The sequence below is a fragment of the Nocardioides sp. NPDC087217 genome, assembly GCF_044744805.1.
Classification (GTDB): Bacteria; Actinomycetota; Actinomycetes; order Propionibacteriales; family Nocardioidaceae; genus Nocardioides.
Genome location: NZ_JBIUZB010000004.1, coordinates 200,264 through 224,733, shown reverse-complemented (window position 1 = coordinate 224,733; position 24,470 = coordinate 200,264). Strand labels below are relative to the sequence as shown.

Genomic DNA, 24,470 nt, shown 5'->3' with positions numbered 1-24,470 from the left:
CGTGCCGTGGAAGCCGCCACTAGCATGGGCGCCTCAACCTGACGGAGAGGTCCTCTGGTTCCGTAATGACTGCAACACACGCCGACTACCGGCTCAGCCAGCTCGACCAGCTGGAAGCCGAGTCGATCCACATCTTCCGCGAGGCCGCGGCCGAGTTCGAGAAGCCTGTCCTGATGTTCTCGGGGGGCAAGGACAGCATCGTGATGCTGCGACTTGCGGAGAAGGCTTTCTTCCCCGCCAAGATCCCGTTCCCTGTGCTCCAGATCGACAACGGCCTCGACTTCCCCGAGGTCGCCGAGACCCGTGACCGCTGGGTCAGCCGTCTAGGCGTACGCCTGGTGATCGCGAGCATCGATGACGCCATCGCGCGCGGCATCGTTGTCGACGACGGCAAGACCTCGCGCAACCGGCTCCAGACGCCCACCCTGCTGAACGCGATCGAGGAGAACGGCTTCACCGCCGCCTTCGGTGGCGGTCGCCGCGACGAGGAGAAGGCCCGCGCCAAGGAGCGCGTCTACTCCCACCGCGACGAGTTCGGCCAGTGGGACCCCAAGATGCAGCGCCCCGAGCTCTGGTCGCTCTACAACGGCCGCCTCCACGAGGGCGAGCACATGCGGGTCTTCCCGATCTCCAACTGGACCGAGCTGGACATCTGGGACTACATCGGCCGCGAGGGCATCGAGATCCCGAAGGTCTACTTCGCCCACCAGCGTCGCGTCTTCGAGCGCGACGGCATGCTGCTGACCGAGACCCCGCTCAACCCGCTGCGCGAGGGCGAGGTCGTCACCGAGCGTACGGTCCGCTACCGCACCTGCGGCGACATGACCCTGACCGGCTGCGTCGAGTCGACCGCATCCACCATCCCCGAGATCATCGAGGAGGTCGCCGCCGCCCGGGTCACCGAGCGAGGCGCGACCCGCGGTGACGACCGGTTCTCCGAGGCTGCCATGGAGGACCGCAAGAAGGAAGGTTACTTCTGATGGCCATGGACCTTCTGCGGTTCGCCACCGCCGGTTCGGTCGACGACGGCAAGTCCACCCTCATCGGGCGGCTGCTGTTCGACTCGAAGTCGATCTTCACCGACCAGCTCGAGTCGGTCGAGAAGACCTCGCAGGACAAGGGCCACGGCTACGTCGACCTGTCGCTGCTGACGGACGGACTGCGGTCCGAGCGTGAGCAGGGCATCACCATCGATGTCGCCTACCGCTACTTCGCGACGCCCAACCGCAAGTTCATCATCGCCGACACCCCGGGTCACGTGCAGTACACGCGCAACATGGTCACCGGTGCCTCCACCGCCGACCTCGGCCTGGTGCTCGTCGACGCTCGTCACGGCCTGACCGAGCAGTCGCGCCGTCACGCGGTGCTGCTCTCGCTGCTGCGCGTCCCCCACCTGGTCCTGTGCATCAACAAGATGGACCTCGTGGACTACTCCCAGGAGGTCTACAACAAGATCTCGGCCGAGTTCACCGCGTTCGCGACCAAGCTGAACATCCCGGACCTCGAGGTCATCCCGATCTCGGCGCTCCAGGGCGACAACGTGGTGACCCGCTCCACCAACATGGACTGGTACTCCGGCCCGACGCTGATCCACCACCTCGAGCACGTCCACGTCGCCTCCGACCGCGACCTGGTCGACGTACGCCTTCCGGTGCAGTACGTCATCCGGCCGAAGTCCGACGACCACCACGACTACCGCGGCTACGCGGGCCAGATCGCCGGTGGCGTACTCAAGCCGGGCGACGAGGTCATGGTGCTCCCCTCCGGGATGACCAGCAAGATCGCCGGGATCGACCTGTTCGACAAGGAGATCCCCGAGGCGTTCCCGCCGATGTCGGTGACCGTCCGGCTCGAGGACGACGTCGACGTGAGCCGCGGCGACATGATCTCGCGGGTCAAGAACGCCCCCGAGCCGAGCCAGGACATCGACGCGATGATCTGCTGGATGACCAACGCTCCGCTGCGTCCGCGGCAGAAGCTGGCCATCAAGCACACCTCCAACTCGGCGCGAGCGCTGGTCAAGGACATCCAGTACCGCTTGGACGTCAACAGCCTCCACCGCGACCTGGAGACCAAGGAGCTCGGCCTCAACGAGATCGGCCGCGTGCAGCTGCGCACCACCAAGCCGCTGCTGTGCGACCCCTACTCGAAGAACCGCACCACCGGCTCCTTCATCCTCATCGACGAGGCGACCGGCGTCACCGTCGGCGCGGGCATGATCAACGACTGATCAGTCGAGCCATTCAGGACTGGGCGGCGCATTCCGGCAACGGGATGCGCCGCCCGTTCTCCATCTCATACGACCTCAACAGGTGATCTTGTGCCTCAGCAGTTCTCTCCTACCCCGCGCGAGCTCGACGACATCGAGCTGATCGTCTCCGGCGCCCTCCCGGGTCCGCTGAACGCCCCCGGGTCGGCGTTGACGCTGGCCCTCCCGGCCTCCGTTGCCGAGAGCGCGGCCGCGGACGGCGCGGTGGAGATCGTCGACCCCGAGGGGCTCCCGCTGGCGCGGGTCACCTGGCCCGCCGGCGAGGTCACCGGCCTCTCCTCTCCCGCCTACGGCCCCTTCCGACGCCTCTATCTGACTCCGGAGCAGACCCGGAAGACGTACGCCGGGCGGACGGTCGTGCCGGTCACCGACGCGCTCACCACCGCCGAGATCGCCGAGATCGCGGCCCTCGGGCCGGTGCTGCTGCTCGCTCTCGTCGGGCACGGCACCCCGTCGCTCTCCCCCGTCGCGCTGCTGCGGGCGTCGTTGCTGGCCGCGGACGCACTGCCCGACGCGGCCGTGGTCGCGGTGCCGCTGGCTTCCCACGACGACCCCGAGGCCGATCACGCGCTCGGCGTGGCGGTCGTCGCGGCGTACGCAGGGGGCGACCCGGTCCACGCGCTGGCCGCTCCCACCTCGGAGGACTACCCCGACGAGATCGCCGCGGTCATCGACCGCGACCAGCCCGCTCCCGAGGAGCAGGGCCTGGTCATCTTCTTCACCGGCCTGTCCGGCTCCGGCAAGTCCACCCTCGCCCGAGCCCTGATGGACCGGATCCTGGAGCAGGGTGCGCGTACGGTCACCTCGCTCGACGGCGATGTCGTGCGCCGCAACCTGTCGGCCGGGCTGACCTTCTCCAAGGAGGACCGGGAGACCAACATCCGCCGGATCGGCTGGGTGGCCGCCGAGATCTCGCGCCACGGCGGACTGGCCGTGTGCTCCCCCATCGCGCCCTTCGACTCGACTCGCCAGGACGTACGCGGCTACGTCGACGACGCCGGCGGCGCCTTCTTCCTGGTCCACGTGGCCACGCCGCTGGAGGAGTGCGAGCGGCGCGACCGCAAGGGCCTCTACGCCAAGGCCCGGGCCGGCGAGATTCCCGAGTTCACCGGGATCTCCTCGCCCTACGAGGAGCCGGCCGACGCCGACGTACGCGTCGACACCACCGGCCGCTCCATCGACGAGGCCCTCGATGACGTGATCGAGGGCCTGCGTTCGGCGGGCTACCTGTCGCTGTGACCAGATCGCGCGCTTAGCAGTCGCGGTAGACCAGACCGGACAGGCGCCAGGCGAGCATCCGGCGGAAGCGCGGGAGCTTGGCAAGGGCGGACAGCACCACGTTCCGTACGCTGCGCCGGACCCCCTGCGCGATGCCGAACCGGGTCAGGCGGTCGGAGAGCTCGATGACCTCCTCGGCGACCGGCCGGCGCCGAGCAGCGTAGGTGTCGAGCGCGGCCTCGTCGCCGTGGGCGATGGTCGCGACGAGGGCGTCGCCGAGCACGACCGCGTCCTGGATACCGGTGTTCATGCCCTGGCCGCCGGCGGGGCTGTGGACGTGGGCGGCGTCGCCGGCGATCAGCACCCGGCCCGCACGGTAGGCGTCGGCCACGCGGTGGTGGACCCGGAAACGCGAACCCCAGATCACCTCGGTGACCTTGACCGGGCTCTTGATGCTGCCTCGCTGGTCGAGGAGGGCCTGGACGTAGTCGACGTCGGGGTTCTCCGGCGCCTCGGGAACCGGGGCCACGAACCGGAACGAGCCGTCGGGCAGCGGCGCGGAGACCAGGGTGCCCTCGGGCGAGAAGTAGAGGATGACCTCGTCGTGAGGCAGGTCGCCCTCGATGCGTACGTCGGCGAGGCTGAACGACTCGGCGTACTTCCCTCCCGGGAAGCCGATCCCGGCCTTGTCGCGCACGATGGAGTGCATGCCGTCGGCGCCGACGAGGTAGCGCGCCCGGATCTCGGTGCCATCCTCGGTGGTGGCGGTGACGCCGGTCTCGTCCTGGACGAGGTCGACGAGGGTGAGCGGCCGGCGTACATGACCGCCGAGCTCGGTGAGGCGATCGAGGAGGACCCGTTCGGTGACCGCCTGGGAGACCATCAGGGCATAGGGGAAGTCGCTGGGGAGGTCGTCGAAGCGGATCGGCACCAGGACCTTGTCGCGGTCACGGATGGTGAATCGCGGCGCCTCGATGCCCTCCTCGACCAGGCGCGCGGAGACGCCGAGATCGGCGAGGACCTCCAGGGTGCGGGCGTGGACGACCGCGGCCCGGGAGGTGTTGTCCCCGGAGGCCTGGTTGTCGATCACGGTGACGTCGATGCCGGCCGCGGCCAGCTTGGCCGCCACCGCCAGCCCGGTGGGGCCGGCACCGACGACGAGCACATCAGTGGTGATGGTGGACATGATGCTCTCCTTGCTCTGACTTGAAGGTCAACAGGTGTTGGCCAACTGATGTTGACCAAGCTAGCGCGATGCCGCCATTGACGTCAACGCGTGTTGGCCTACAATCGTTGGCATGACCGAGACTCGCCGATCCGGAGCCGAGACCCGCGAGCGCATCCTCGCCGTCGCGCGCGAGCACTTCGCGGAGCAGGGATACGACCGCACCACCATCCGCTCGATCGCCTCAGCGGCGCAGATCGACCCCTCGATGGTGATGCGCTACTTCGGCAACAAAGAGGAGCTCTTCAAGGCCGCAGCCTCGATCGACCTGGCCCTCCCCGACCTCTCCACGGTTCCGGAGGGCGAGGTCGGCCGCGTGATGACCGCCCATTTCGTACGCACCTGGGACTCCGAGGGCACCCTGATGGCCCTGCTCCGCCGAGCCGCCTCGGACCCCCAGGCCGCGGAGCAGATGCGGAGCATCTTCGCCACCCAGGTCGCCGCCGCCGTCGCTCCCCTGTGCCCCGACCCGGCCCAGGCCGCCCGCCGGGCGGCCCTCGTCGCCACCCAGCTCCTCGGCATCGCGCTGGGCCGCTACGTACTCCACCTCCCGCCCATCGTCGAGATGGACCCCGAGGAGATCGTCACCTGGGTCGGCCCGACGATCGACCGCTACCTCACCGCCGAGTCGGCACAAACTGACGAGAACCCGCGCCGAGTCGGCTCGTCGTAACGAGCCGACTCGGCGCGGGTTTCGGTTAGGACGAGCCGACTCGGCGCATCCTGCGGGCGGGTAGGAGCGCCTAGCGCTTGAGACCGAGGAGCGCCCAGGCCTCGTCGCTGCTCATCGGCTCGCGCTGCGCGACCGCGGCGGCCTCGACGGCTCGCTCGACGAGCTGGCGGTTGGCGTCGACCGGAACGCCCTTGGCGAGGGTGAGTACGTCCTCCATCCCGACCCGCAGGTGCCCGCCCATGGCCAGCGAGGTGAGCATGACCGGGAGGGTCGAGCGGCCGATGCCGGTCGCCGACCACGAGGTCACCTCGTCCGGCAGCGCGGCGACGCCGGCGACCAGCGCGGCCGAGGTGCCGGGCATGCCACCGGGCACGCCCATGACGAAGTCGACGTGGACCTTGCCGCCGGCGGGCAGCCCGTACTTGCCCAGCAGCCGCTGCAGCGCGGCGACGTGGCCCAGGTCGAAGAGCTCGAACTCCGGCACCACGCCGCGCTCCTGGGTGAGCTGGTAGAGCTCGGTGATGAACGGCCACGGGTTGGAGAAGACGTCGTCGCCGAAGTTCGTCGTGCCCATCGTCAGCGAGCACGAGTCCGGCCCGGCGTCGAGCACCTTCAGCCGCTTGTCCAGCGGGTCGTGGACCGAGCCGCCGGTGGAGAGCTGCACGATCAGCTCGGTCTTCTCGTGGAGCGCGTCGACCGTCTCGGTGAGCCGTCCCAGATCGAGCGTCGGCGCGTGGTCGTCGTCGCGGATGTGGACGTGGATCATCCGCGCCCCCGCCTCCTCGCACTCGACGGCCGTCGCCACCAGCTCCTCCAGCGTCGTCGGCAGCTGCGGGCAGTCTTCCTTCGCGGTTTCCGCCCCGGTCGGCGCCACGGTCACAAGCAGTCCAGTCACCCGGACAATCTAGCGCCATTCAAGCGATCCACCGCAATATCTCCACCAGCTGATGGCAAAACGACGAGGGAGCCCCGGTGTCACTGGTGACACCGGGGCTCCCTCGTCAGGGATCGTCAGCCGATCGGGATCGTCACCTCAGCGACGTTGCCGACCGCGGCGTGGACCTTCTTGTCCACGGGCTCCGCCTTCGGCGCGAGCGTACGCAGCGTCCACTCGCCATTGCCGGCGAAGAACCGGAAGTGACCGGTGGCCGAGGTGGGCACCTCGGCGGTGAACTCGCCGGTGCGGTCGAGCAGCCGGACGTACGCACCGTGGACCGGCTCGCCGTCACGGGTCACCTGACCCTGGATGACCGCCTCCTTGGCGACATCGACGCCGGCGAGCGAGAGCCCGCCCTCAGTCGCGCCGCACATCAGGCGACACCCGGCTCGTCGCCGGTCACGACCGGAACACCGACGAGGGAGCCGTACTCGGTCCACGAGCCGTCGTAGTTCTTCACGTTCTCCTGGCCGAGGAGCTCCTTGAGCACGAACCAGGTGTGCGAGGAGCGCTCGCCGATGCGGCAGTAGGCGATGGTGTCCTTGCTCCAGTCGACGCCGGCCTCGGTGTAGATCTCCTTGAGCTCCTCGTCGGAGCGGAAGGTGCCATCGTCGTTGGCCGCCTTGGACCACGGGACGTTGGCCGCCGTCGGGATGTGACCGGCGCGCTGGGCCTGCTCCTGCGGGAGGTGGGCCGGGGCGAGGAGGCGGCCGGCGAACTCGTCGGGCGAGCGCACGTCGACCAGGTTCTTGACGCCGATGGCCTCGACGGTCTCGTCGCGGAAGGCGCGGATCGAGAGGTCCTGGTCCTTGGCGGTGTAGCTGGCCGGCTCACGGGTGACGGTCTCGTCGGTGAGCTCGCGGGAGTCGAGCTCCCACTTCTTGCGGCCACCGTCGAGGAGCTTGACGTCCTGGTGGCCGTAGAGCTTGAAGTACCAGAAGGCGTACGCGGCGAACCAGTTGTTGTTGCCGCCATAGAGCACCACAGTGTCGTCGTTGGAGACGCCACGCTCGGAGAGCAGTGCGGAGAACTGGTCCTTGTTGACGAAGTCGCGGCGCACCTGGTCCTGCAGGTCGGTGGTCCAGTCGAGCTTGATCGCGCCCTTGATGTGGCCCTTGTCGTAGGCGGTGGTGTCTTCGTCGACCTCGATCAGCACCACCTTCGGGTCATCGAGGTGCTCCTCCACCCACTGGGCGGAGACGAGGGAGTTCTCGCGGGTCATCTAGGTACCTTTCGTTGGTGTTTCTTGCGTTCAGGGGTCAGGCCGAGGGGATGAGACCCACTCGCCTGATCAGCAGGTAGAGCTCGCAGCCGAGGCAGAACTTGAAGGCGGCATTGAGCACGGCCGCGACGAGTGCGAAGCCGAGCGCGATCTGCGCCACGAGCGTGGCGCCGAGGAGGAAACCCACGAGCGCGACCAGCACGAAGGCGAGGCCTACGCCCTGGGCGAACCGGGGCGGTGCCGGGTCCTCGAGCTCGTCCGGAGCCCCGAGCCGGGGACGTACGAACTTCTTGAAGAGCCAGGAGTGCGGGGTCCGCTGAACGCCGAGACCTGCCCCGATCGCGAAGAGGACGACCTGGATGGCCGTCACCACCAGAGCCCATGGCTGCGGAAGCAGCAGAGCCAGGATGAGTACGACAACGGTCAGCGCCGCAGCGAACTGCGGGCCGCGAGGGTCGATTCCGGTCTGTGTCGCCGTCTGGCCTGAGGTCTCGGACATAGGTGTGCTCCTGCGAGAGTGGAGGGGAGGTCGTCAGGACGAGCCTGACAGGCGAAAGCGATCCCCGGTGTCGACTGAGTCGACAAATCTCAGGGAATCAGCGGCAGGAACGACACAGCGCCGAGCGCACGCGGCAGTGATCCACTGCGCGGCGCTTGGTCAGCATGGTCGAGAACATGCGATGACAGTAGCGCGATGCTCGACGGCCACGAAACGAATGTCTCGTCATATGGACGAGCGTGTCAGGATTCGAGATTCACGGCAGGAATCGCACTCAGGACCTGCTCCTTGCGCGGAGCACCGGAGGCACGTGCGATCTCGTTGCCGGAGCCGTCGATCACCAGGGTCGTCGGCGTACGCATGATGTCGAGGCGGCGCACCAGGTCGAGGTGGTGCTCGGCGTCGATCTCGACGTGCACCACACCCGGGACGATGTCGGCGACCTCGCCGAGGATCCGCCGGGTCGCCCGGCAGGGCGCGCAGAAGGCACTGGAGAACTGCACGAGAGTCGCGCGCGCACCGAGCTCGGTCTCACCCAGTGCGTCGGTGACCGCATCCCACGCGTGCGGCTCGGGTGCGTGATCCTCGTGAGTCACATGGAGCTCCTTCGTGCCTCGGAAGCGGCCGTCGCTGAGCATCCGGAACAGGCCGAAGGCGAGGGCGGCGGCGATCGCGACGACGGCGATCCAGGCTCCGGTGCTCATAGAACTATTGAACCGGCAATCCGCTCCACTCATTCCCTCGCCGCGCGCCGAAGCCTCTCGTTGGCCGCCTCCAGGCGGCGTACGTCCTCCTCCAGGGCGAGCACACGGGCGATGCCGGCGAGGTTGAGGCCGTCGGAGAGAAGGTCACGGATGCGGACGAGACGCTCGACGTCGGCGCGGGAGTAGAGCCGGGTGCCACCCGAAGTCCGCGCAGGGTCGACCAGCCCGCGCCGCTCGTAGACGCGGAGGTTCTGGATCTGCATGTCGGCCATCTCGGCCGCCACCGAGATGGCGTAGACAGCCCTGGTTCGCTCCGTCACGCATCAATTCTGACACGTGGGCTTGAAATCATCTAGCGCATGGGATATATGAAAGGTGTATCCGCTGATATAGATCCCGTGAGGAGGGAACCATGCTGATCCGAAGCACCGATCCGTTCCGCGAGTTCGATCGCATCACCCAGCAGCTCCTGGGCGGCGGCACCACCAACCGACCGGCCGTGATGCCCATGGATGCCTGGCGCGAGGGCGACCGGTTCGTCATCGAGTTCGACCTTCCCGGCGTCAGCCCGGACACGATCGACCTGGATGTCGAGCGCAACGTACTCACCGTCAAGGCCGAGCGGGTCGCCAAGAACGGCGACTGGCAGATGCTCGCCAACGAGCGCGTCCGCGGCAGTTTCAGCCGTCAGCTCGTGCTCGGCGACAACCTCGACCTCGACCACATCGAGGCTGCGTACGACGCCGGCGTGCTGCGCCTGGTCGTGCCGGTCGCCGAGAAGGCCAAGCCGCGCAAGATCCAGATCGCCACCAGCCCCAAGTCGGAGCCGGCCGCGATCGAAAGCTGAGTGAGCCTGCCCGCCCCGGCAGGCCCTTACGCAGGTGAGTCGCCGGGTGCGGGCTCCCCAGCCCTCTGCGACCTAACCGCCGGCGAACGGCGGAAGGAACTCCACCGTCGACCCCGGTGGGACTTCGATCCCGCCGGGGTCACCCGTACCCGCCGGGCGGTCGCCGATCAGCGCCGAGCAGACCTTCAGGACCTCGGGAAGGCGGGTGTCGGCATGCAGCTCCGCGGCGCGGCGTACGACTTCTGCCAGCGTCAACGGACCGTCCACCTCGAACCGGTCGGACGGAGTCCCGGCCGCTGACTTGGCCGCGGCCCAATAGCGGACCTCTATAACATTCGTCACTTTCTCGTGGACATCCTTCCTATGTCACCGCAAGGTTTCGTTAATATGGTCCTACGATCACCTCACCGAGGCTCAATGTTGCGTTTCGGTGCTCCTCTTTCTCTGACCGAGAGGCACCCCCCATGAGCTCGCTTCTGTTGTTGACCAGTTCGCTCCAGCCTTCGGCAGACGTCCTTCCCGGGCTCTCGCTCCTTGGCCACCAGGTGAAGATCCTTCCTGCTGAAGGTAGCGCGCTTCTCGAGGCGCCGGACTCCGACCTGCTGCTCGTCGACGGCCGGCAGGACCTCGCCCAGGCCCGTGACCTGTGTCGTCTGATCCGCACCACCGGCACCGACATCCCCGTTCTGCTGATCGCGACCGAGGGTGGCCTCGCCGTCGTCGCCCACGACTGGGGCATGGACGACGTCGTGCTGCACACCTGCGGTCCGGCCGAGCTCGAGGCCCGGATCAAGCTCGCCATCGGCCGCATCTCGGCGGCCCGCGAGGCCTCCGACCCCGAGGCTCACGTCATCCGCTCGGGCGAGGTCGTCGTCGACGACGCCACCTATACCGCCAAGATCGGCGGCCGCCCGCTCGACCTGACCTTCAAGGAGTTCGAGCTCCTGAAGTTCCTCGCCCAGCACCCGGGCCGCGTCTTCTCCCGCCAGCAGCTGCTGCAGGAGGTGTGGGGCTACGACTACTTCGGCGGCACCCGCACCGTCGACGTCCACGTACGTCGCCTGCGTGCCAAGCTCGGCCCGGAGAACGAGACCCTCATCGGCACCGTCCGCAACGTCGGCTACCGCTTCGTGCTGCCGTCGAAGAACAACGAGGCCGCCGCCGACGGCGCCCGGCTGACCCCGTCTCCTCGCCTGGGGGCCGACGCCTAGGCTGCTCCCATGGCACTCACCGTCGATCAGGTCCTGGCCATCGCGAAGGCGACCGAGGCGTACGACGGCGTGGCGCCGCTCGACGAGGCGACCCTCCTGACGCTGCGCAACCGTCCGGAGGCCGCCACGATCTGGGGTGACGTACGCGGCTTCGGGCTGATGATCGGCACCGAGCTGTCGCTGGTGGTGCTGACCCAGCATCGCGGTGTCGGCCTGGGTCGCCAGCTGCTGCTCCGAGCGCCGTCGCCTCCGGCCGGGACGACGGCGTGGTCGCACGGGGACAACCCGGCGGCTGCCCGGCTGGCCGCGACGCAGGGGTGGGACCGCACCCGTGAGCTGTGGGTGATGCGGCGCCCTGTCACCGGTCTGCCGCCCGCTCCGGAGGCTCCTGACGGGATCGTCGTACGCGGCTTCGAGCCCGGCGACGAGGCCGAGCTGCTCCGGGTCAACGCTGCCGCCTTCGCGCACCACCCCGAGCAGGGATCGCTGGACGAGGCCGGGCTGCGGGAGCGGATGGCGGAGTCGTGGTTCGACCCGTCGGGGCTGGTCACCGCGTGGGAGGGCGAGAAGCTCCTGGCGTTCCACTGGACCAAGCGCCACAGCGAGACCGAGGGCGAGGTCTACGTGGTCGGTGTCGATCCCGCCGCCCAGGGGCGCGGCCTCGGCAAGCTGGTCACCCTCCTCGGGCTGAACCATCTGGCTGCTGTCGGCGTCGAGCGGATCCACCTCTATGTCGAGGGCGACAACACCCCGGCCGTACGTCTCTACGAAGGCCTCGGTTTCACCCGTGCCGCGGCGGACACGCACGTCCAGTACACCCGCGGCTAGTCTTGGGTCGCGTGAAGCTGACCGAAGCGCAGAGTGACCGGGCCGTCGGGGCCATCGTCGGAACCGCGGTGGCGGATGCGCTCGGGGCTCACTACGAGTTCGACCGCCCTCGCCTCAGCCCGGACGAGGCGGCGCAGATGCTCGGCGGTGGGCTCGGCCCGTTCGCGCCCGGGGAGTGGACCGACGACACGACGATGACGTGGTGCATCCTCGAGGTCGCCGCGGGCGGTCTCGACCTGCGTACCGAGGAGGGGCTGACCGCCGTCGCCCGCAACTTCCGGACGTGGGCGGAGTCGGACCCGAAGGACATCGGCAACCAGACCTCCCGGGTGCTCAACACCGCCGGTCCCGAGCCGACCGCCGCGCAACTGCACCACGTCTCGGAGAAGCTGCACGAGACGACCGGCCACACGGGAGGCAACGGCTCTCTGATGCGGACGGCTCCGGTCCCACTCCGCTATCTGGGCGACCGCCCGGCCGTCGCCGAGGCAGCCGCCGCGGTGAGCGCCCTGACCCACTGGGACGAGCACGCCCGGTCCGGTTGCGTCCTGTGGTCCCTGGCGATCGAGCACGCGGTGATGCACGGCGAGCTCGACGTACGCTCCGGCCTCTCCCTCCTCTCCCCCGCCGAGGCCACCTTCTGGACCGAGAAGCTCGACGAGGCCGAGACCGCGCCGCCGGCGACCTTCAATCCCAACGGTTGGGTCGTCACCGCACTGCAGGCCGCCTGGTCCTCGATCGCCCAGACTCCCGCTGCCGGTCCCGAGCACTACGTCGAGGCCCTCAACACCGCCATCCGGATCGGCAACGACACCGACACCGTCGCCGCCATCGCCGGCGGCCTCCTCGGTGCCCGCTGGGGCGCCACCGCCATCCCGGCCGAGTGGCGCGACCTCAGCCACGGCTACCCCGGCATCACCGGCGACGTCCTCGCCACCCTCACCCTGGATGCTGTTGTCGCCGGTCGGGCTCGCTGATCACCAGCATCGGTCAGCCGTCACTACGTCAGTGGGCGGGATCTTGTGAACGATTCACAAGATCCCGCCCACTGACGTAGCCGCGAGAGACACAAGGAACTGTCGGTGCTCAGGCCTACCGTCGCCATATGAAGCTCACCGCTCGGGCTGCCGCCGAGACCATCGCCGCCGCCCACAACATCGGCCTGCGAGATGCGGGGCGCGTGCTTGCGGCCGGACTTGCAGGACCGGCCACCAGGCAAGGGCGCGCGCTTCTCTATGACGAACAAGGACTCGACCAACTCCTCGATCGCCCCGAGTGCCCACTCGCAGAGCTCGACCGCTGGCGCCCGTTCGTCGTCCGAGTCGGTAGGACACAGGCCTTCGACATCGACGCCGCGTGGAGCGAACGCGCTCGTGCCGTCGCCGGACCGTGGCGGCTACCGCTGCCGACCTCGATCTATCTCGCGTGGCACAGCAGCCTGAACCGATCAACGGGCATGCGCCACCCGTTGGTCGGTGTCGTCGGCGACTGGGCGACTGTCGGCGCCGAGATCACCGGATATGACGAGGGCCGCTTCCGCCTCGAGCCGCCGGGGCCCTGGTTCGACTCGTTCCAGGACACCTGGTTGCCCCTCCCGCCGCGTCGGCGCTGGATCCTGTGGGGTGCACCTTCGAGCACGATCCAGCCGCCGGGACGACCCGAACGCACAGCGTCCCAGGTCGCCTACAGGAGCTCGCGCAACTGGCTGAGCGCGGACGTGCCCGTCCGATCGAACGGACGGCTCTGAACGTACCCGGCCGCAGGGCCGATCAGCGGAGCGGGCGGATGTGGAGGCCGATCTCGGGGTCGACGAGGACCTCCTGAGCGACCGGCATCCCGTCCACGACGAGCTGCGCGTCCACAGGTACGTTGCGCTTGACCAGCCCCAACGCGATCGGGCCGAGCTCATGGTGACGAGCCGATGAGCCGATGAAGCCGACCGTCTTCTCACCGAAGACCAGCTCGGAACCAGCGGCGGGCAGCCGGTTCTCCGAGCCGTCGAGGTGGAGCAGCACCAGGCGCCGCGGCGGGCGGCCGAGCGTGTGGACGCGGGCGACCGTCTCCTGGCCGCGGTAGCAGCCCTTGTCGAGATGGACCGCGTACTCCGGGCCGACGGTCTCCTCCGAACCCGGCACCCAGCCGACCTCGTTGGGGATCGTGCGGGTGTCGGTGTCGACGCCGAACCGCGGCTCACCGCGCTCGATCCGGAGAGCCTCGAACGCCCAGAGCCCGCAGGCGGGGCCCGCGGCAGCGGCGTACGTCTCCAAGGACTCGCGCAGGACGAACGAGTAGCCCTGCGAGGGGCGCCAGACGGAGGCCTGCGACGGCTCTGCCGTCACGGTCACGTCGGACCAGAACTTCATCCGCTCCAGATAGGCGACCAGAGCCTCGCCGGCACCGGGCTCGGTCCACGCCAGGAAGGAGGAGCCGTCGTCGACGCCGGAGAAGAAGTGCTCGACATGTCCCTGCGGCGACAGGATCAGGGCCGAGGTCCAGACCCCGGGCTCCAGTCCCTCGAAGGCTTGCGAGGTCAGCGAGTGCAGCCAGGTCAGCCGGTCGGGGCCGGCGATCCGTAGGACGTCACGGTGGGAGAGGTCGACGAATCCCTCACCTGAGGCCAACGTCCGCTGCTCCAGGTTGAACGACCCGTAGTGCGCGGCGACGGGTGCGTCAGCACCATCGCCGGCGACGGCACCGGGCAGGGACAGAAGCGGGCTGGCAGTCATCATGGCTCCTCGGAAGAACAGTCGACGCACGCCCCGAAGACAGTCAGATGAGCGACATCTACCTCGAAGGCGTACTCCTCGCGCAGCCGCTCGCTGATTCCGTCGGCCACTGAGGGGTCAACACTGGTGACCTTCTGACACTTCCTGCAAACCGCATGAAAATGCGGACGGCCGGAGACCGAGTGATAGGTCGAGGCGCGCTCGCCCAGGTGGGCGTGGCGCACCAGTCCCAGCTCCTCGAGCACCTCGAGGTTGCGATAGACGGTGGAGAGGTTGATCGCCGAGGACGACTCGCGTACGACCGCGAGGACCTCCTCGGGGGTGGCGTGCCGCAGCCGCTCGATGGCACCGAGGACCAGCTCGCGCTGGGGCGTGAGTCGATAGCCCTTCGCCCGAAGGGCCTCGCGCCAGTCCTCAGCCGCCTCGGTCATCGCGACTACTTGTTGACCCGCTTGAGCCGCGCCCACAGGTGCGGCTGCAGCGCCTGACCCATCGCGGCCATGTCGAAGGCGTAGAGAAGGTCGCCCTCGACGTTGCCGTAGAGACGCTTGCCGGCGGTGTATTCCTTCGCGGTCTCCGTACGAGCGACCGCGTCGGTGGTGAGGTCGAGCTTGCCGCCCTCGGCCTTCCCGTACCAGACCTCGACGATGCCGGTGTTGTGCGTCATCACCCACTCGACCTCGCCCTCGGGGCGGAAGCGCACGAAGCCGGTCTCCAGCGCGGCGTCGCGCACCTTCTCGCCGGTCTCGGGGTCGATGATCCACGAGCGCGCGAAGTAGTGGAAGAACGGTCGCCCGTCGTGGGTGAAGATCAGCTCCTGCCCGAACTCGAACTTGTCGATCGTCGGATAGTCACCGTGTCCGTTGCCCTGCCAGGTGCCGAGCATCCACGCACAGGGACCGGCATCGGGGTGAAGGTTCTCCGGAAGTTCGAAAGCCACACCCCGAGTTTAGGCCGTACGTCGGCTACGACCCGAAACGCAAGCGCTAGTGTGCTCGGCATGCAAGAACTCGTGGTGAAGGTGACCGTGGGCGCCGAGGCGCCCGAGCGTACGAACCAGGCCTTCACGGTCGCCTCCGCGGCCGCGACCGCCGGCGCGAAGGTGTCCCTGTGGCTCACCGGTGAGGCGACCTGGTTCGCGGTGCCAGGGAAGGCGGAGGAGTTCACGCTGGAGAATGCGACTCCTCTGCAGGAGCTGATCGGACTGGTCCTCGAGTCCGGCCAGATCACCGTGTGCAGCCAGTGCGCGTCCCGTCGCGACCTGTCCGAGGAGGACCTGATCGACGGCGTGATCATCAAGGGCGCGTTCGTGTTCGCCGAGGAGATCCTGCGCGACGGCGTGCAGGCGCTCGTCTACTGAGCCCACCCCTTCACAGAACTACACCAATGTAGTTCCAGGTAGCAGCCGTGTTAAACCTCTCGGAGACTCCACACACCGCCTACTTCGCCGTTAGCATTCACCCTCGTGAGCACGCAGACCCCCAGTGGCAAGTGGTGGAGCCGTGATTCGGCCGCCCAGCCGGGTGACGACGAGGACCTGACGGCGCGCGCTGCGGAGTTGGCCCGCGCCGCTGCCGCAGCCGAGTCACTTCGCATCGCAGCCGAACAGGCGGCCGCCGAGCAGGCGGCCGAGCGGCTGGTGGCCGAGGAGTCCGCCGCCCAGCACGCGACCGCCCGCGCAAAGGCTGACGAGACGGCCAAGCTCCACGCCGAGCTGGCCGCCGACGCCCATCAGGCGCGCGAGGTCGCGGAGAAGGCAGCCGAGGAGTACGCCCGCGCCCGGGTCGAGGCCGAGAAGCTCGCCGACACCCGTGCCAAGGAGCGCGCCGAGGCCGAGGAGGCCGCCCTCGCGAGGGGCAAGGAGCTGGAGGCGGCCGAGCGCCGCCTTCTCGAGGCCGCCCGCGTCGCCGAGGAGCAGGCCACCGCCCGCACCGAGGCCGAGGAGGCCGCCCGCGCCAAGGCGGAGGAGGCCGCCGCCGCGGCCGCTTCCGCCGCGGAGGCCCACACCAAGGCGGCCGAGCACGCCGAGCTGGCCCAGGCCGCCTACGCCGCGCGCAGCGTCGCGGAGGCAGCCGCCGAGGACCGCCTCGAGGAGATGGACGAGCTTCGCGACGCGCTGGCGGCAGCCGAGAAGGCCGCCCGCAAGGCCGCGGACGAGGCCCGTGCCGCCTATGAGGCACGCAGCGAGGCGGAGGCCGCCGCCGAGGCCGCCTACACCGCCCGCGCCGCGGCCGACACCCGATCTGAAGAGCTCGCGCGGATGCGCGAGGAGGCCGACGCGGCCGCAGCCGGCCGGGCCGACGAGGCGCTGGCCGCGTTCACCGCGCGCCAGGCCGCCGAGCAGGCCGCCAACGACCGGGCGACCGAGGCCGAGAAGGCAGCCGCCGCGCGCATCACGGCCGAGGAGTCCGCGGTCGCGATGGCGACCCAGGCCGAGCTCGCCGAGCAGGCCCGCAAGGAGGCCGAGGCCGCGGCTGAGGCCGCCTATGCCGCTGCCGAGGCGGCCGCGACCGCCCGCGCCGAGGCCGAGGAAGCGGCGAAGGAGGCCTTCGAGGAGCGCAAGGCCGCCGACGCCAACGCCGAGGACCACGCGATGACTCGTGCCGCGGCCGAGGCCACGGCGGCCGACCAGTACGCCGTGGCAGCGGAGGCGCTGGCCGCGCGCACGGAGGCGGAGGAGGCCGCGCTGCGCGCCTTCAAGGCCGCCGACGCCGCCAACGATGCCCGTCTCGAGGCCGAGAAGAGCGCGAAGCAGTACGCCGAGTTCGCCGCTGCCGCCGCCCACGAGGCCAACGAGAACGAGGAGCGCTACCGGCAGCTCACCGAGCTCGCCTCCCAGGCCGAGCAGGCGGCCGAGTCCGCCAACCTCGCCCGGATGGCGGCCGACCAGCGCGCCTCCGAGCACGCCGATCTCGCGGTGCAGGCTCTGGAGGGCCGGCGCGCCGCCGAGCGCGCCGCTACCGAGGCCAACGAGGGTCGTCGCGCGGCGGAGTCCGCGCTGCGTACCGCCCACGAGTCGATGACCGAGCTCATCACCGGCCAGGCTCGCGAGCGTGAAGAGGCCGAGCGCCGGATGACCGAGATGATGAACCGTCTCGCCGACGTCCAGGAGCAGGCCGCCGAGGCCGTACGGCTTCGGGCGGAGGCCGAGGAGGTCGCCGGCCAGAAGGCGATCGACCGTCAGGCCGTCGAGGCCTCGATCCTGCACAACACCCAGCTGGTCGAGCAGGCCATCGTGGACCGGCAGATCGCCGAGCGCCGCAGCGCCCAGCTCGCCAAGCAGCTCGCCGACCTGCGCGAGGCCGTCATGCTCGCGGTCAAGGGCGGCAGCACCAACAAGCGTGCGATGCAGGCCCTCGAGCTCACCCTCGCCGCGACCCCGTCGCCGCCCGAGGCGCAGTTCCCCATCCCGGACGCTCCTGACGAGCCGCTCGTGGTCGAGCCCCTCGAGCCGGTCGAGCCCGTGAAGGCAACCGCTCCCGCGCCGGTCGACTCACCGGCAGCGCCGACGGCCGGTCCTCCGACCGCACCCGTGACGCTGCCCGAACGGCAGACCGGCAAGAAGCAGGCCAACAAGTCGCAGTCCGAGGGCTCGCCCGCGCAGCCGGCGGACCTGCCCGACACCCCGAGCGACTCCCTCCCCCACCGCTCGAGCGGCTGGCTGGCGGCGGTCAAGCTCGCCGAGTCCGGCAAGTTCCCCGGAGCCAAGATCCCCGGCGCCGGCAGCGCCGCCCCCGAGGCCGCTACGTCGGCCGACGACGCGGAGGGCGAGCCAGTCGGCCCGAAGAGGCTCACGGTCCGCACCTTCAGGCCCGAGGACGGCTCGCTCATGACCGAGAGCACCGTCACGGTCACCGAGGAGGGTGTGCTCGACGTACGCAAGGACGAGCAGACCCACACCTACGACCTCTACGACACTCACACCGACATCACCATCAAGGGTGAGCCGGCCGCCGACGAGTGGGTCGTCGAGTTCAACACCGACGAGGCGGGTGCGGTCCAGGTCGACAAGTCGATGGTCGACCCCGAGGCGTTCCAGCGCGAGGTCCTCCGCTGGCGCCCGGACATGGCTGGCTGAGCGGCTTGCTGGGATACCCGGTTAACCGGGTATCCCTGCACTTCTCAGGCGTTGCAACACCTGAGAAGTGCAGGAAACGCCAGAGAAGTCAGAGGTTGTCGCGCAGGACGTGCGCGATCTCGAGCACGGCGGCGCGCGACGTACGCCCGGCACCGACCACGTTCAGGAACCCATGGATCTGGTCGTCGAAGCGCCGGTGCACGACCTTGACCCCGGCCTCCTCGAGCTTGGCAGCGTACGCCTCGCCCTCATCGCGCAGCGGGTCGAAACCCGCTGTCGCGACGTACGCAGGGGCGATCCCTGTCGCCGGGATCTCCGCGTACAGCGGAGCGTGGCGCGGGTCGCGGCGGTCGATGCCCTCGGGCAGGTAGTTGTTCGTGGCGGCCGCGATGAAGTCGGCGGTCAGGTAGAAGCCCTCGCTGAGGTCCTCGCGGCTGCGAGTGTTCGCCTCCGACTGCGTCACCGGGTAGATGAGCAGCTGGAACGCGCAGTCCTCACCGACGGCGAGCGCGACCCCGGCGGCCAGGTTGCCGCCCGCGGAGTCGCCGCCGACCCCGATCCGGGCCGGGTCCGCACCGAGCTCGGCCGCATGCTCGACCGCCCACCGGAACGCCGCCACCGAGTCGTCGTACGCCGCCGGGAACGGTGACTCCGGCGCCAGCCGGTAGTCGATCGAGAGCACCTTGACGCCGGACTCGCTGGCCAGCAGCCGGCAGGGAGCGTCGTGGCTGTCGAGGTCACCGAAGATGAAGCCGCCGCCGTGCAGGAAGACCAGCAGCGGCGCGTTGCCCGAGGCACCCTCCGGGACGTAGAGCCGCGCCTTCAGCCCCGCGGCCCAGAGCTCGCGTACCGACCCGATCTCCTGACGACCGCCCCCGAGCTGCGACTGCCGCAGCAGCGCCACCCGCCCCTTCGGGATCGGCAGCGTCGATGGGTCCGGCTCCCCCGACACCTTCATCAGCGCGAGCATGATCTGCGTGTCCACCGCGAGCGTCTGCCCGTCGTACGTCACCGGCTTGCCGACAAGCCGCCGCTGCACCGGAGCCGGAAGGTTCAACGCCGCCGTGAACGCGGGCCGCTTCACCGGCACCAGCAACGGATCGATCAGGGACGAGACGCGATCAAGAATCGACATGCGCTCAAACTACCCGTTACCAGGGACATCGTGTAACAGGTAGTTCAGCAGACGACCGGGCCAAAGGTCAGAGTTCGGATCACGTCTCCCCCAAAGACACGCAGGTGAGTCACACTGGCCTCATGAGTCTCGACCCGCAGGCCCCCACCCGCTCGGCCGAGGACACCGTGAGCCTGACCGCGGTTCCCGACCAGCCGTTCGACGTCGAGCCCGAATACATCCCCGATCACGAGGCGCTGGCCGAGGTCGAGAAGTATGAGGACAGATTCCTCGACCGAGAGCTGTCCTGGCTGCGGTTCAACGAGCGGGTGCTGGAGCTGGCGGAGGACGAGACGCTGCCGCTGCTGGAGCGCGTACGTTTCCTGGCGATCTTCACCTCCAACCTGGACGAGTTCTTCATGGTCCGGGTGGCGGGTCTGAAGCGGCGGATCGCGGCGGGGGTGGCGGTCAAGGCCGCCTCCGGGCTGATGCCGCGCGAGGTCCTCGAGGTGATCTGGCGTACGACCCGGGAGCTCTCCGAGCGGCATGCCGCGGTGTTCCGCGGCAAGATCAAGCCGGCGCTGCTCGAGGAGGGCATCCAGCTGCTGCACTGGGAGGACCTCACCCCCGAGGAGGTCAAGGCCTGCAAGAAGCTGTTCAAGGAGCGGGTCTACCCGGTGCTGACCCCGCTCGCGGTGGACCCGGCCCACCCGTTCCCCTACATCTCCGGCCTCTCGCTCAACCTCGCCGTCCGGCTGAGGGACCCGAAGACCAAGAAGAAGCACTTCGCGCGGGTGAAGGTGCCGCCGATCTTCAGCCGCTTCGTGCCGCTGGGCAACGACCGCTTCGTACCTCTCGAAGAGGTCATGAGCGAGCGTCTGTCCAAGCTCTTCCCGGGCATGGAGATCCTCGAGGTGCACACCTTCCGGGTCACTCGCAACGAGGACCTCGAGGTCGAGGAGGACGACACCGAGAACCTCCTCACCGCGCTGGAGAAGGAGCTGCTCAGGCGGCGCTTCGGCCCTCCCGTACGCCTCGAGGTGCAGGAGTCGATGACCGACTCGACGCTCGACCTGCTGGTCTCCGAGCTCGGCATCTCCGACAAGGAGGTCTTCCGGCTGCCCGGTCCGCTCGACCTGCGCGGGCTCCACGGCATCGCCGACATCGACCGCGAGCAGCTGAAGTATCCGGCCTTCGTGCCGAGCACCCACCCGGCGCTCGCGCCGGTCGAGAGCGCCGCGCCGGTCGACGTCTTCAAGGCAGCCCGTCGTGGTGACGTACTCCTGCAGCACCCCTACGACTCGTTCGCGACCAGCGTGCAGCGCTTCATCGAGCAGGCCGCGGCCGACCCGCGGGTGCTGGCGATCAAGCAGACCCTCTACCGCACCTCCGGCGACTCCCCCATCATCGACGCCCTGATCGACGCCGCCGAGGCCGGCAAGCAGGTGCTGGTGCTGGTCGAGATCAAGGCGCGCTTCGACGAGGTGGCCAACATCCGCTGGGCGCGCAAGCTCGAGCAGGCCGGCTGCCACGTGGTCTATGGTCTCGTCGGCCTGAAGACCCACTGCAAGCTGGCGATGGTGGTGCGCGAGGAGCCCGACGGCACGATCCGTCGCTACACCCACATCGGCACCGGCAACTACAACCCGAAGACCTCCAGGCTCTACGAGGACATGGGGCTGATCACCACCAACGAGGCGATCGGCGAGGACGTCGCCCACCTGTTCAACAACCTGTCCGGCTGGAGCCGGGAGGCGACGTACGAGCAGCTCCTGGTCGCCCCCGGCAACGTACGCAACGGCCTGATCGAGCAGATCCACGCCGAGATCGCCCACCATCTGGCGGGGCGGCCGGCGAGGATCCGGCTCAAGGCCAACTCGGTGGTCGACGAGGCCATCATCGACGCGCTCTACCTGGCCTCGCAGGCGGGCGTGCCCGTGCAGCTGCTGGTGCGCGGCATCTGCGCGCTCCGTCCGGGCGTGGAGGGGCTGAGCGAGACCATCGAGGTGCGCTCGATCCTCGGCCGCTTCCTGGAGCACTCGCGGATCTTCTGGTTCGAGAACGGCACCGCCGACGACGGGGACGGACCCAGCGCCTGGATCGGCTCGGCCGACATGATGCACCGCAACCTCGACCGACGGGTCGAGGCCCTCGTACGTCTCCCCACCCCGGAGCTCGTGGCCGAGGTCGGCGCACTGTTCGATCTGGCATTCGAACCGACTACCGATGCCTGGCTCCTCGGCCCCGACGGCACCTGGACCCGCAACCACGCTCCCAACCATCTCCAGGCGATGTTGATCACTCGACAGCGCCAGCGCAGGCGTGCCGCGGCGGGCTAAGACACGCCCTGGCTTTCGTCGTGTCAAGCGGACTCGCCTAACATGAGCCCGCAGGTCTGCCTCATCCAGCCAGGAGCCCCCCGTGCGTTTCCGAATCCGCCCGGTCGACACGTCGTTCTACGACCTGTTCACCGAGTCCGCCAACCACCTCGTAGGCGGTGTCTCTCTGCTCGCCGAGATGCTCAGCGACACAGCCGATCGCGAGGACGTCGCGCGACGGATGCGCGACGCGGAGCACGCCGCTGACGAGACCACCCACGAGATCGTCAAGAAGGTCAACTCGACCTTCGTCACGCCCTTCGACCGCGAGGACATCTACGCCCTCGGCTCCGGTCTCGACGACGTGATGGACTCGATGGACGAGGTTGTCGACCAGATCTTCGTCTACGGCGTCAACATCCTGCCCCCGGAGCTCTCCGACCAGGTCACCGTGCTCCAGCGCTGCGCCGAGCTGACCGCGGCCGCGATGCCCAAGCTGCGCTCGATGAAGGAGCTCTCCGAGTACTGGATCGAGATCAACCGTCTCGAGAACCAGGGCGACAAGAACCACCGTCGCATCCTCGCCAAGCTCTTCTCCGGTGAGTACGACGCGATGGAGGTCCTCAAGCTGAAGGACATCGTCGAGTCCCTCGAGGACGCGATCGACGGCTTCGAGAAGGTCGCGAACACCGTCGAGCAGATCGCCGTCAAGGAATCCTGACACCGTGGAACTTGCCATCGTCATCGCGGTGGTCGTCGTCGCCCTGGTCTTCGACTACACCAACGGCTTCCACGACGCCGCCAACGCCATCGCGACCTCCGTCTCCACGCGCGCGCTCACGCCACGCATCGCCCTCCTGCTCGCGGCGGTGATGAACTTCGTCGGCGCCTTCCTGGGCCAGAAGGTCGCCCACACCGTCTCCGACACGATCACGCCACCATCCGGGGCACATGGTCTGACCGTGGTGATGGCCGGCCTGCTCGGCGCGATCGCCTGGAACATGATCACCTGGTACTTCGGTCTTCCCTCGTCCTCGTCGCACGCGCTCATCGGTGGTCTGGCCGGTTCGGCGATCGCCGCCGGCGCGTTCGTCAACTGGATGACGGTGCTGGAGAAGGTCGTCATCCCGATGTTCATCTCGCCCGTGGTCGCCTTCGGCCTCGGGTTCGGCGTGATGCTCGCGATCATGTGGATCTTCCGCCGCGCCAACCAGCACAAGGCACAGAAGGGCTTCCGGATCGCCCAGACGATCTCGGCCGCCGCGATGGCTCTCGGTCACGGCCTGCAGGACGCCCAGAAGACGATGGGCGTCATCTTCCTCGCCCTGGTCACCGGTGGCTTCCTCTCGGCCGATGACGACCTCCCGTTCTGGGTGATCGCCGCGGCCGCGACCGCGATCTCACTCGGCACCATGTCCGGCGGCTGGCGCATCATGCGCACCCTCGGCCGCCGGATCATCCACCTGGACCCGTCCCGTGGCTTCGCCGCCGAGTCGGTCGCCGCCTCGGTGCTCTACTCCACGGCGTACATCTGGGAGGCCCCGATCTCGACCACCCACACGATCACCTCGGCGATCATGGGTGTCGGCGCGACCAAGCGGTTCTCCGCGGTCCGCTGGGGTATCGCGAAGTCCATCGTCGCCGCGTGGGTATTCACCTTCCCGGCAGCCGGCACCGCCGCAGCCCTGATCTACCTGCTCTGCCACTTCGTCTTCCAGCTGCCGTAGAGACAACAACGCCGAGTCGGCGCATCCTGACCCTCTCGCTCGCTTCGCTTCGCGAGACACGGGTCAGGATGCGCCGACTCGGCTGCATTTTCAGAAGCTCTAGCCGAAACGACCCGAGATGTACGCCTCGGTGTCCGGGTTGTCCGGCTTGGTGAACATCTGCTTGGTGGGGTTGAACTCCACCAGGTGGCCCGGCTGGCCGGCGGCCTTCAGGTTGAAGAAGCCGGTGTCGTCGGAGACACGGGCGGCCTGCTGCATGTTGTGGGTGACGATCACGATCGTGTAGTCGGACTTCAGCTCGTGGATGAGGTCCTCGATCGCGGCGGTGGAGATCGGGTCGAGGGCCGAGCACGGCTCGTCCATGAGCAGCACCTCCGGCTGGACCGCGATCGCACGGGCGATGCAGAGCCGCTGCTGCTGACCACCGGACAGGCCCATGCCGGGCTTGCCGAGACGGTCCTTGACCTCGTTCCACAGGTTGGCGCCGCGCAGCGCGCTCTCCACGATCGAGTCCGCCTCGGACTTCTTGATCCGCTTGGAGTTGAGCTTGTTGCCGGCGAGCACGTTGTCGTAGATCGACATCGTCGGGAACGGGTTGGGCCGCTGGAAGACCATGCCGACCTTGCGGCGCACGGCCACCGGGTCGACGTTCGGCCCGTAGATGTCCTGGCCGGCGATCTGGATCTTCCCCTCGACGTATGCGCCGGGGATGACCTCGTGCATCCGGTTGAGGGTGCGCAGGAAGGTCGACTTGCCGCAGCCGGAGGGCCCGATGAAGGCGGTCACCGACTTCGGCTTGATGGACATGGAGACGTCCTCGACGGCCTTGAAGTCGCCGTAGAAGATGCTGGCGTCCTTGACTTGAATGGACATG

General features: G+C 68.8%; 27 protein-coding genes. 14 read left to right on the top strand and 13 right to left on the bottom strand.

The features are described from left to right. Positions 1-65: 65 nt before the first annotated feature. The 3 genes from cysD (at position 66) to cysC (ending at position 3,508) form a co-directional block, all read left to right on the top strand. Positions 66-980, top strand: a complete 915-nt coding sequence (gene cysD, locus ACIO3S_RS19175) for a sulfate adenylyltransferase subunit CysD (protein WP_160026779.1) — start codon at positions 66-68, stop codon at positions 978-980. Further along, positions 980-2,230 (top strand): GTP-binding protein, encoded by a 1,251-nt coding sequence (locus ACIO3S_RS19170; RefSeq protein ID WP_222118650.1) that lies wholly within the window; start codon positions 980-982, stop codon positions 2,228-2,230. The genes cysD and ACIO3S_RS19170 overlap by 1 nt, the downstream gene beginning before the upstream one ends. Positions 2,231-2,320: 90 nt before the next feature. Continuing rightward, on the top strand, positions 2,321-3,508 hold the full coding sequence (gene cysC / locus ACIO3S_RS19165; protein WP_400466969.1) for an adenylyl-sulfate kinase: 1,188 nt from the start codon (positions 2,321-2,323) through the stop codon (positions 3,506-3,508). Positions 3,509-3,521: 13 nt separating this feature from the next. On the opposite strand, the gene ACIO3S_RS19160 is transcribed toward cysC, so the two are convergent. Next, the gene (locus ACIO3S_RS19160; protein ID WP_400466966.1) at positions 3,522-4,673 is read right to left on the bottom strand and encodes an FAD-dependent oxidoreductase; all 1,152 of its coding nucleotides are present in this window, start codon (positions 4,671-4,673) and stop codon (positions 3,522-3,524) included. Between the two features lie 112 nt (positions 4,674-4,785). On the opposite strand from ACIO3S_RS19160, the gene ACIO3S_RS19155 reads away from it, so the two are divergent. Beyond that, complete coding sequence (locus ACIO3S_RS19155) at positions 4,786-5,385, top strand: TetR family transcriptional regulator (protein WP_400466963.1); 600 nt, start codon at positions 4,786-4,788, stop codon at positions 5,383-5,385. Between the two features lie 70 nt (positions 5,386-5,455). On the opposite strand, the gene ACIO3S_RS19150 is transcribed toward ACIO3S_RS19155, so the two are convergent. The 6 genes from ACIO3S_RS19150 to ACIO3S_RS19125 form a co-directional block, all read right to left on the bottom strand. After that, positions 5,456-6,280, bottom strand: a complete 825-nt coding sequence (locus ACIO3S_RS19150) for a 3-keto-5-aminohexanoate cleavage protein (RefSeq protein WP_400466960.1) — start codon at positions 6,278-6,280, stop codon at positions 5,456-5,458. A gap of 116 nt (positions 6,281-6,396) precedes the next feature. Then, positions 6,397-6,696: a DUF1416 domain-containing protein gene (locus ACIO3S_RS19145; protein ID WP_160026772.1), complete on the bottom strand. Its 300-nt coding sequence runs from the start codon at positions 6,694-6,696 to the stop codon at positions 6,397-6,399. Further along, on the bottom strand, positions 6,696-7,544 hold the full coding sequence (locus tag ACIO3S_RS19140) for a sulfurtransferase (protein WP_160026771.1): 849 nt from the start codon (positions 7,542-7,544) through the stop codon (positions 6,696-6,698). Before ACIO3S_RS19140 ends, ACIO3S_RS19145 begins: the two co-directional genes overlap by 1 nt. Positions 7,545-7,581: 37 nt before the next feature. Next, on the bottom strand, positions 7,582-8,043 hold the full coding sequence (locus ACIO3S_RS19135) for a DUF4395 domain-containing protein (protein ID WP_400466956.1): 462 nt from the start codon (positions 8,041-8,043) through the stop codon (positions 7,582-7,584). A gap of 242 nt (positions 8,044-8,285) precedes the next feature. Further along, positions 8,286-8,747, bottom strand: a complete 462-nt coding sequence (locus ACIO3S_RS19130) for a thioredoxin family protein (RefSeq protein ID WP_201451213.1) — start codon at positions 8,745-8,747, stop codon at positions 8,286-8,288. A gap of 29 nt (positions 8,748-8,776) precedes the next feature. Beyond that, positions 8,777-9,067 carry a MerR family transcriptional regulator gene (locus ACIO3S_RS19125; RefSeq protein ID WP_400466952.1) on the bottom strand — a complete coding sequence of 97 codons (291 nt, stop codon included), beginning with the start codon at positions 9,065-9,067 and terminating at the stop codon, positions 8,777-8,779. A gap of 92 nt (positions 9,068-9,159) precedes the next feature. Between ACIO3S_RS19125 and ACIO3S_RS19120 the strand changes: the two genes are divergently transcribed. Then, positions 9,160-9,594: an Hsp20/alpha crystallin family protein gene (locus tag ACIO3S_RS19120; protein ID WP_400466950.1), complete on the top strand. Its 435-nt coding sequence runs from the start codon at positions 9,160-9,162 to the stop codon at positions 9,592-9,594. 72 nt (positions 9,595-9,666) lie between these two features. Here the strand turns inward: ACIO3S_RS19120 and ACIO3S_RS19115 are convergent, their stop codons facing one another. Beyond that, positions 9,667-9,936, bottom strand: a complete 270-nt coding sequence (locus tag ACIO3S_RS19115; RefSeq protein WP_160026766.1) for a MoaD/ThiS family protein — start codon at positions 9,934-9,936, stop codon at positions 9,667-9,669. Between the two features lie 122 nt (positions 9,937-10,058). Between ACIO3S_RS19115 and ACIO3S_RS19110 the strand changes: the two genes are divergently transcribed. The 4 genes from ACIO3S_RS19110 to ACIO3S_RS19095 all read left to right on the top strand — a co-directional run bounded on the left by ACIO3S_RS19110 (position 10,059) and on the right by ACIO3S_RS19095 (position 13,380). After that, positions 10,059-10,805: a response regulator transcription factor gene (locus tag ACIO3S_RS19110; RefSeq protein WP_160026765.1), complete on the top strand. Its 747-nt coding sequence runs from the start codon at positions 10,059-10,061 to the stop codon at positions 10,803-10,805. A 9-nt stretch (positions 10,806-10,814) separates the two neighbouring features. Next, complete coding sequence (gene mshD / locus ACIO3S_RS19105; RefSeq protein WP_400466945.1) at positions 10,815-11,633, top strand: mycothiol synthase; 819 nt, start codon at positions 10,815-10,817, stop codon at positions 11,631-11,633. A gap of 11 nt (positions 11,634-11,644) precedes the next feature. After that, on the top strand, positions 11,645-12,610 hold the full coding sequence (locus ACIO3S_RS19100; protein ID WP_400466942.1) for an ADP-ribosylglycohydrolase family protein: 966 nt from the start codon (positions 11,645-11,647) through the stop codon (positions 12,608-12,610). Between the two features lie 128 nt (positions 12,611-12,738). Then, complete coding sequence (locus tag ACIO3S_RS19095; RefSeq protein ID WP_400466939.1) at positions 12,739-13,380, top strand: hypothetical protein; 642 nt, start codon at positions 12,739-12,741, stop codon at positions 13,378-13,380. A 22-nt stretch (positions 13,381-13,402) separates the two neighbouring features. On the opposite strand, the gene ACIO3S_RS19090 is transcribed toward ACIO3S_RS19095, so the two are convergent. The 3 genes from ACIO3S_RS19090 to ACIO3S_RS19080 are packed head-to-tail and all read right to left on the bottom strand — an operon-like array spanning position 13,403 to position 15,299. After that, positions 13,403-14,362, bottom strand: coding sequence for a YgfZ/GcvT domain-containing protein (locus tag ACIO3S_RS19090; RefSeq protein WP_400466936.1), 960 nt, complete (start codon positions 14,360-14,362; stop codon positions 13,403-13,405). Beyond that, positions 14,359-14,790, bottom strand: coding sequence for a Fur family transcriptional regulator (locus tag ACIO3S_RS19085; protein WP_160026760.1), 432 nt, complete (start codon positions 14,788-14,790; stop codon positions 14,359-14,361). The genes ACIO3S_RS19090 and ACIO3S_RS19085 overlap by 4 nt, the downstream gene beginning before the upstream one ends. Positions 14,791-14,795: 5 nt before the next feature. Then, the gene (locus tag ACIO3S_RS19080) at positions 14,796-15,299 is read right to left on the bottom strand and encodes an FABP family protein (protein WP_091045857.1); all 504 of its coding nucleotides are present in this window, start codon (positions 15,297-15,299) and stop codon (positions 14,796-14,798) included. Positions 15,300-15,359: 60 nt separating this feature from the next. On the opposite strand from ACIO3S_RS19080, the gene ACIO3S_RS19075 reads away from it, so the two are divergent. Together ACIO3S_RS19075 and ACIO3S_RS19070 are read left to right on the top strand one after the other, a co-directional pair. Then, positions 15,360-15,719 carry a DsrE family protein gene (locus ACIO3S_RS19075; RefSeq protein ID WP_160026759.1) on the top strand — a complete coding sequence of 120 codons (360 nt, stop codon included), beginning with the start codon at positions 15,360-15,362 and terminating at the stop codon, positions 15,717-15,719. 105 nt (positions 15,720-15,824) lie between these two features. After that, positions 15,825-18,437 (top strand): hypothetical protein, encoded by a 2,613-nt coding sequence (locus ACIO3S_RS19070; RefSeq protein ID WP_400466931.1) that lies wholly within the window; start codon positions 15,825-15,827, stop codon positions 18,435-18,437. An 88-nt stretch (positions 18,438-18,525) separates the two neighbouring features. On the opposite strand, the gene ACIO3S_RS19065 is transcribed toward ACIO3S_RS19070, so the two are convergent. Continuing rightward, positions 18,526-19,572, bottom strand: coding sequence for an alpha/beta hydrolase (locus ACIO3S_RS19065; RefSeq protein WP_400466928.1), 1,047 nt, complete (start codon positions 19,570-19,572; stop codon positions 18,526-18,528). 122 nt (positions 19,573-19,694) lie between these two features. Here ACIO3S_RS19065 and ACIO3S_RS19060 point away from each other — a divergent pair, with 122 nt between their 5' ends. From ACIO3S_RS19060 to ACIO3S_RS19050, 3 genes are all read left to right on the top strand, one after another. Beyond that, entirely contained in the window at positions 19,695-21,890 is a 2,196-nt protein-coding gene (locus ACIO3S_RS19060) for an RNA degradosome polyphosphate kinase (RefSeq protein ID WP_400466925.1), read from the top strand. Between the two features lie 82 nt (positions 21,891-21,972). Continuing rightward, complete coding sequence (locus tag ACIO3S_RS19055) at positions 21,973-22,590, top strand: DUF47 family protein (protein WP_350842069.1); 618 nt, start codon at positions 21,973-21,975, stop codon at positions 22,588-22,590. Positions 22,591-22,594: 4 nt separating this feature from the next. Then, the gene (locus ACIO3S_RS19050; protein ID WP_400466921.1) at positions 22,595-23,596 is read left to right on the top strand and encodes an anion permease; all 1,002 of its coding nucleotides are present in this window, start codon (positions 22,595-22,597) and stop codon (positions 23,594-23,596) included. Between the two features lie 99 nt (positions 23,597-23,695). Here ACIO3S_RS19050 and pstB read toward each other — a convergent pair whose 3' ends face one another. Continuing rightward, on the bottom strand, positions 23,696-24,469 hold the full coding sequence (gene pstB, locus ACIO3S_RS19045; protein ID WP_141801331.1) for a phosphate ABC transporter ATP-binding protein PstB: 774 nt from the start codon (positions 24,467-24,469) through the stop codon (positions 23,696-23,698). Position 24,470 lies beyond the last annotated feature (1 nt).

Excerpts from the sequence above, each read along its gene's own strand:
- ACIO3S_RS19090 (WP_400466936.1), bottom strand. The coding sequence starts at position 14,362 with ATGATGACTGCCAGCCCGCTTCTGTCCCTGCCCGGTGCCGTCGCCGGC.
- cysD (WP_160026779.1), top strand. The coding sequence starts at position 66 with ATGACTGCAACACACGCCGACTACCGGCTCAGCCAGCTCGACCAGCTG.
- ACIO3S_RS19145 (WP_160026772.1), bottom strand. The coding sequence starts at position 6,696 with ATGTGCGGCGCGACTGAGGGCGGGCTCTCGCTCGCCGGCGTCGATGTC.
- ACIO3S_RS19135 (WP_400466956.1), bottom strand. The coding sequence starts at position 8,043 with ATGTCCGAGACCTCAGGCCAGACGGCGACACAGACCGGAATCGACCCT.
- pstB (WP_141801331.1), bottom strand. The coding sequence starts at position 24,469 with ATGTCCATTCAAGTCAAGGACGCCAGCATCTTCTACGGCGACTTCAAG.
- ACIO3S_RS19155 (WP_400466963.1), top strand. The coding sequence starts at position 4,786 with ATGACCGAGACTCGCCGATCCGGAGCCGAGACCCGCGAGCGCATCCTC.
- ACIO3S_RS19130 (WP_201451213.1), bottom strand. The coding sequence starts at position 8,747 with ATGAGCACCGGAGCCTGGATCGCCGTCGTCGCGATCGCCGCCGCCCTC.
- ACIO3S_RS19095 (WP_400466939.1), top strand. The coding sequence starts at position 12,739 with ATGAAGCTCACCGCTCGGGCTGCCGCCGAGACCATCGCCGCCGCCCAC.
- ACIO3S_RS19060 (WP_400466925.1), top strand. The coding sequence starts at position 19,695 with ATGAGTCTCGACCCGCAGGCCCCCACCCGCTCGGCCGAGGACACCGTG.
- ACIO3S_RS19160 (WP_400466966.1), bottom strand. The coding sequence starts at position 4,673 with ATGTCCACCATCACCACTGATGTGCTCGTCGTCGGTGCCGGCCCCACC.
- ACIO3S_RS19170 (WP_222118650.1), top strand. The coding sequence starts at position 980 with ATGGCCATGGACCTTCTGCGGTTCGCCACCGCCGGTTCGGTCGACGAC.
- ACIO3S_RS19085 (WP_160026760.1), bottom strand. The coding sequence starts at position 14,790 with ATGACCGAGGCGGCTGAGGACTGGCGCGAGGCCCTTCGGGCGAAGGGC.
- ACIO3S_RS19110 (WP_160026765.1), top strand. The coding sequence starts at position 10,059 with ATGAGCTCGCTTCTGTTGTTGACCAGTTCGCTCCAGCCTTCGGCAGAC.
- ACIO3S_RS19120 (WP_400466950.1), top strand. The coding sequence starts at position 9,160 with ATGCTGATCCGAAGCACCGATCCGTTCCGCGAGTTCGATCGCATCACC.
- ACIO3S_RS19140 (WP_160026771.1), bottom strand. The coding sequence starts at position 7,544 with ATGACCCGCGAGAACTCCCTCGTCTCCGCCCAGTGGGTGGAGGAGCAC.
- mshD (WP_400466945.1), top strand. The coding sequence starts at position 10,815 with ATGGCACTCACCGTCGATCAGGTCCTGGCCATCGCGAAGGCGACCGAG.
- ACIO3S_RS19075 (WP_160026759.1), top strand. The coding sequence starts at position 15,360 with ATGCAAGAACTCGTGGTGAAGGTGACCGTGGGCGCCGAGGCGCCCGAG.
- ACIO3S_RS19065 (WP_400466928.1), bottom strand. The coding sequence starts at position 19,572 with ATGTCGATTCTTGATCGCGTCTCGTCCCTGATCGATCCGTTGCTGGTG.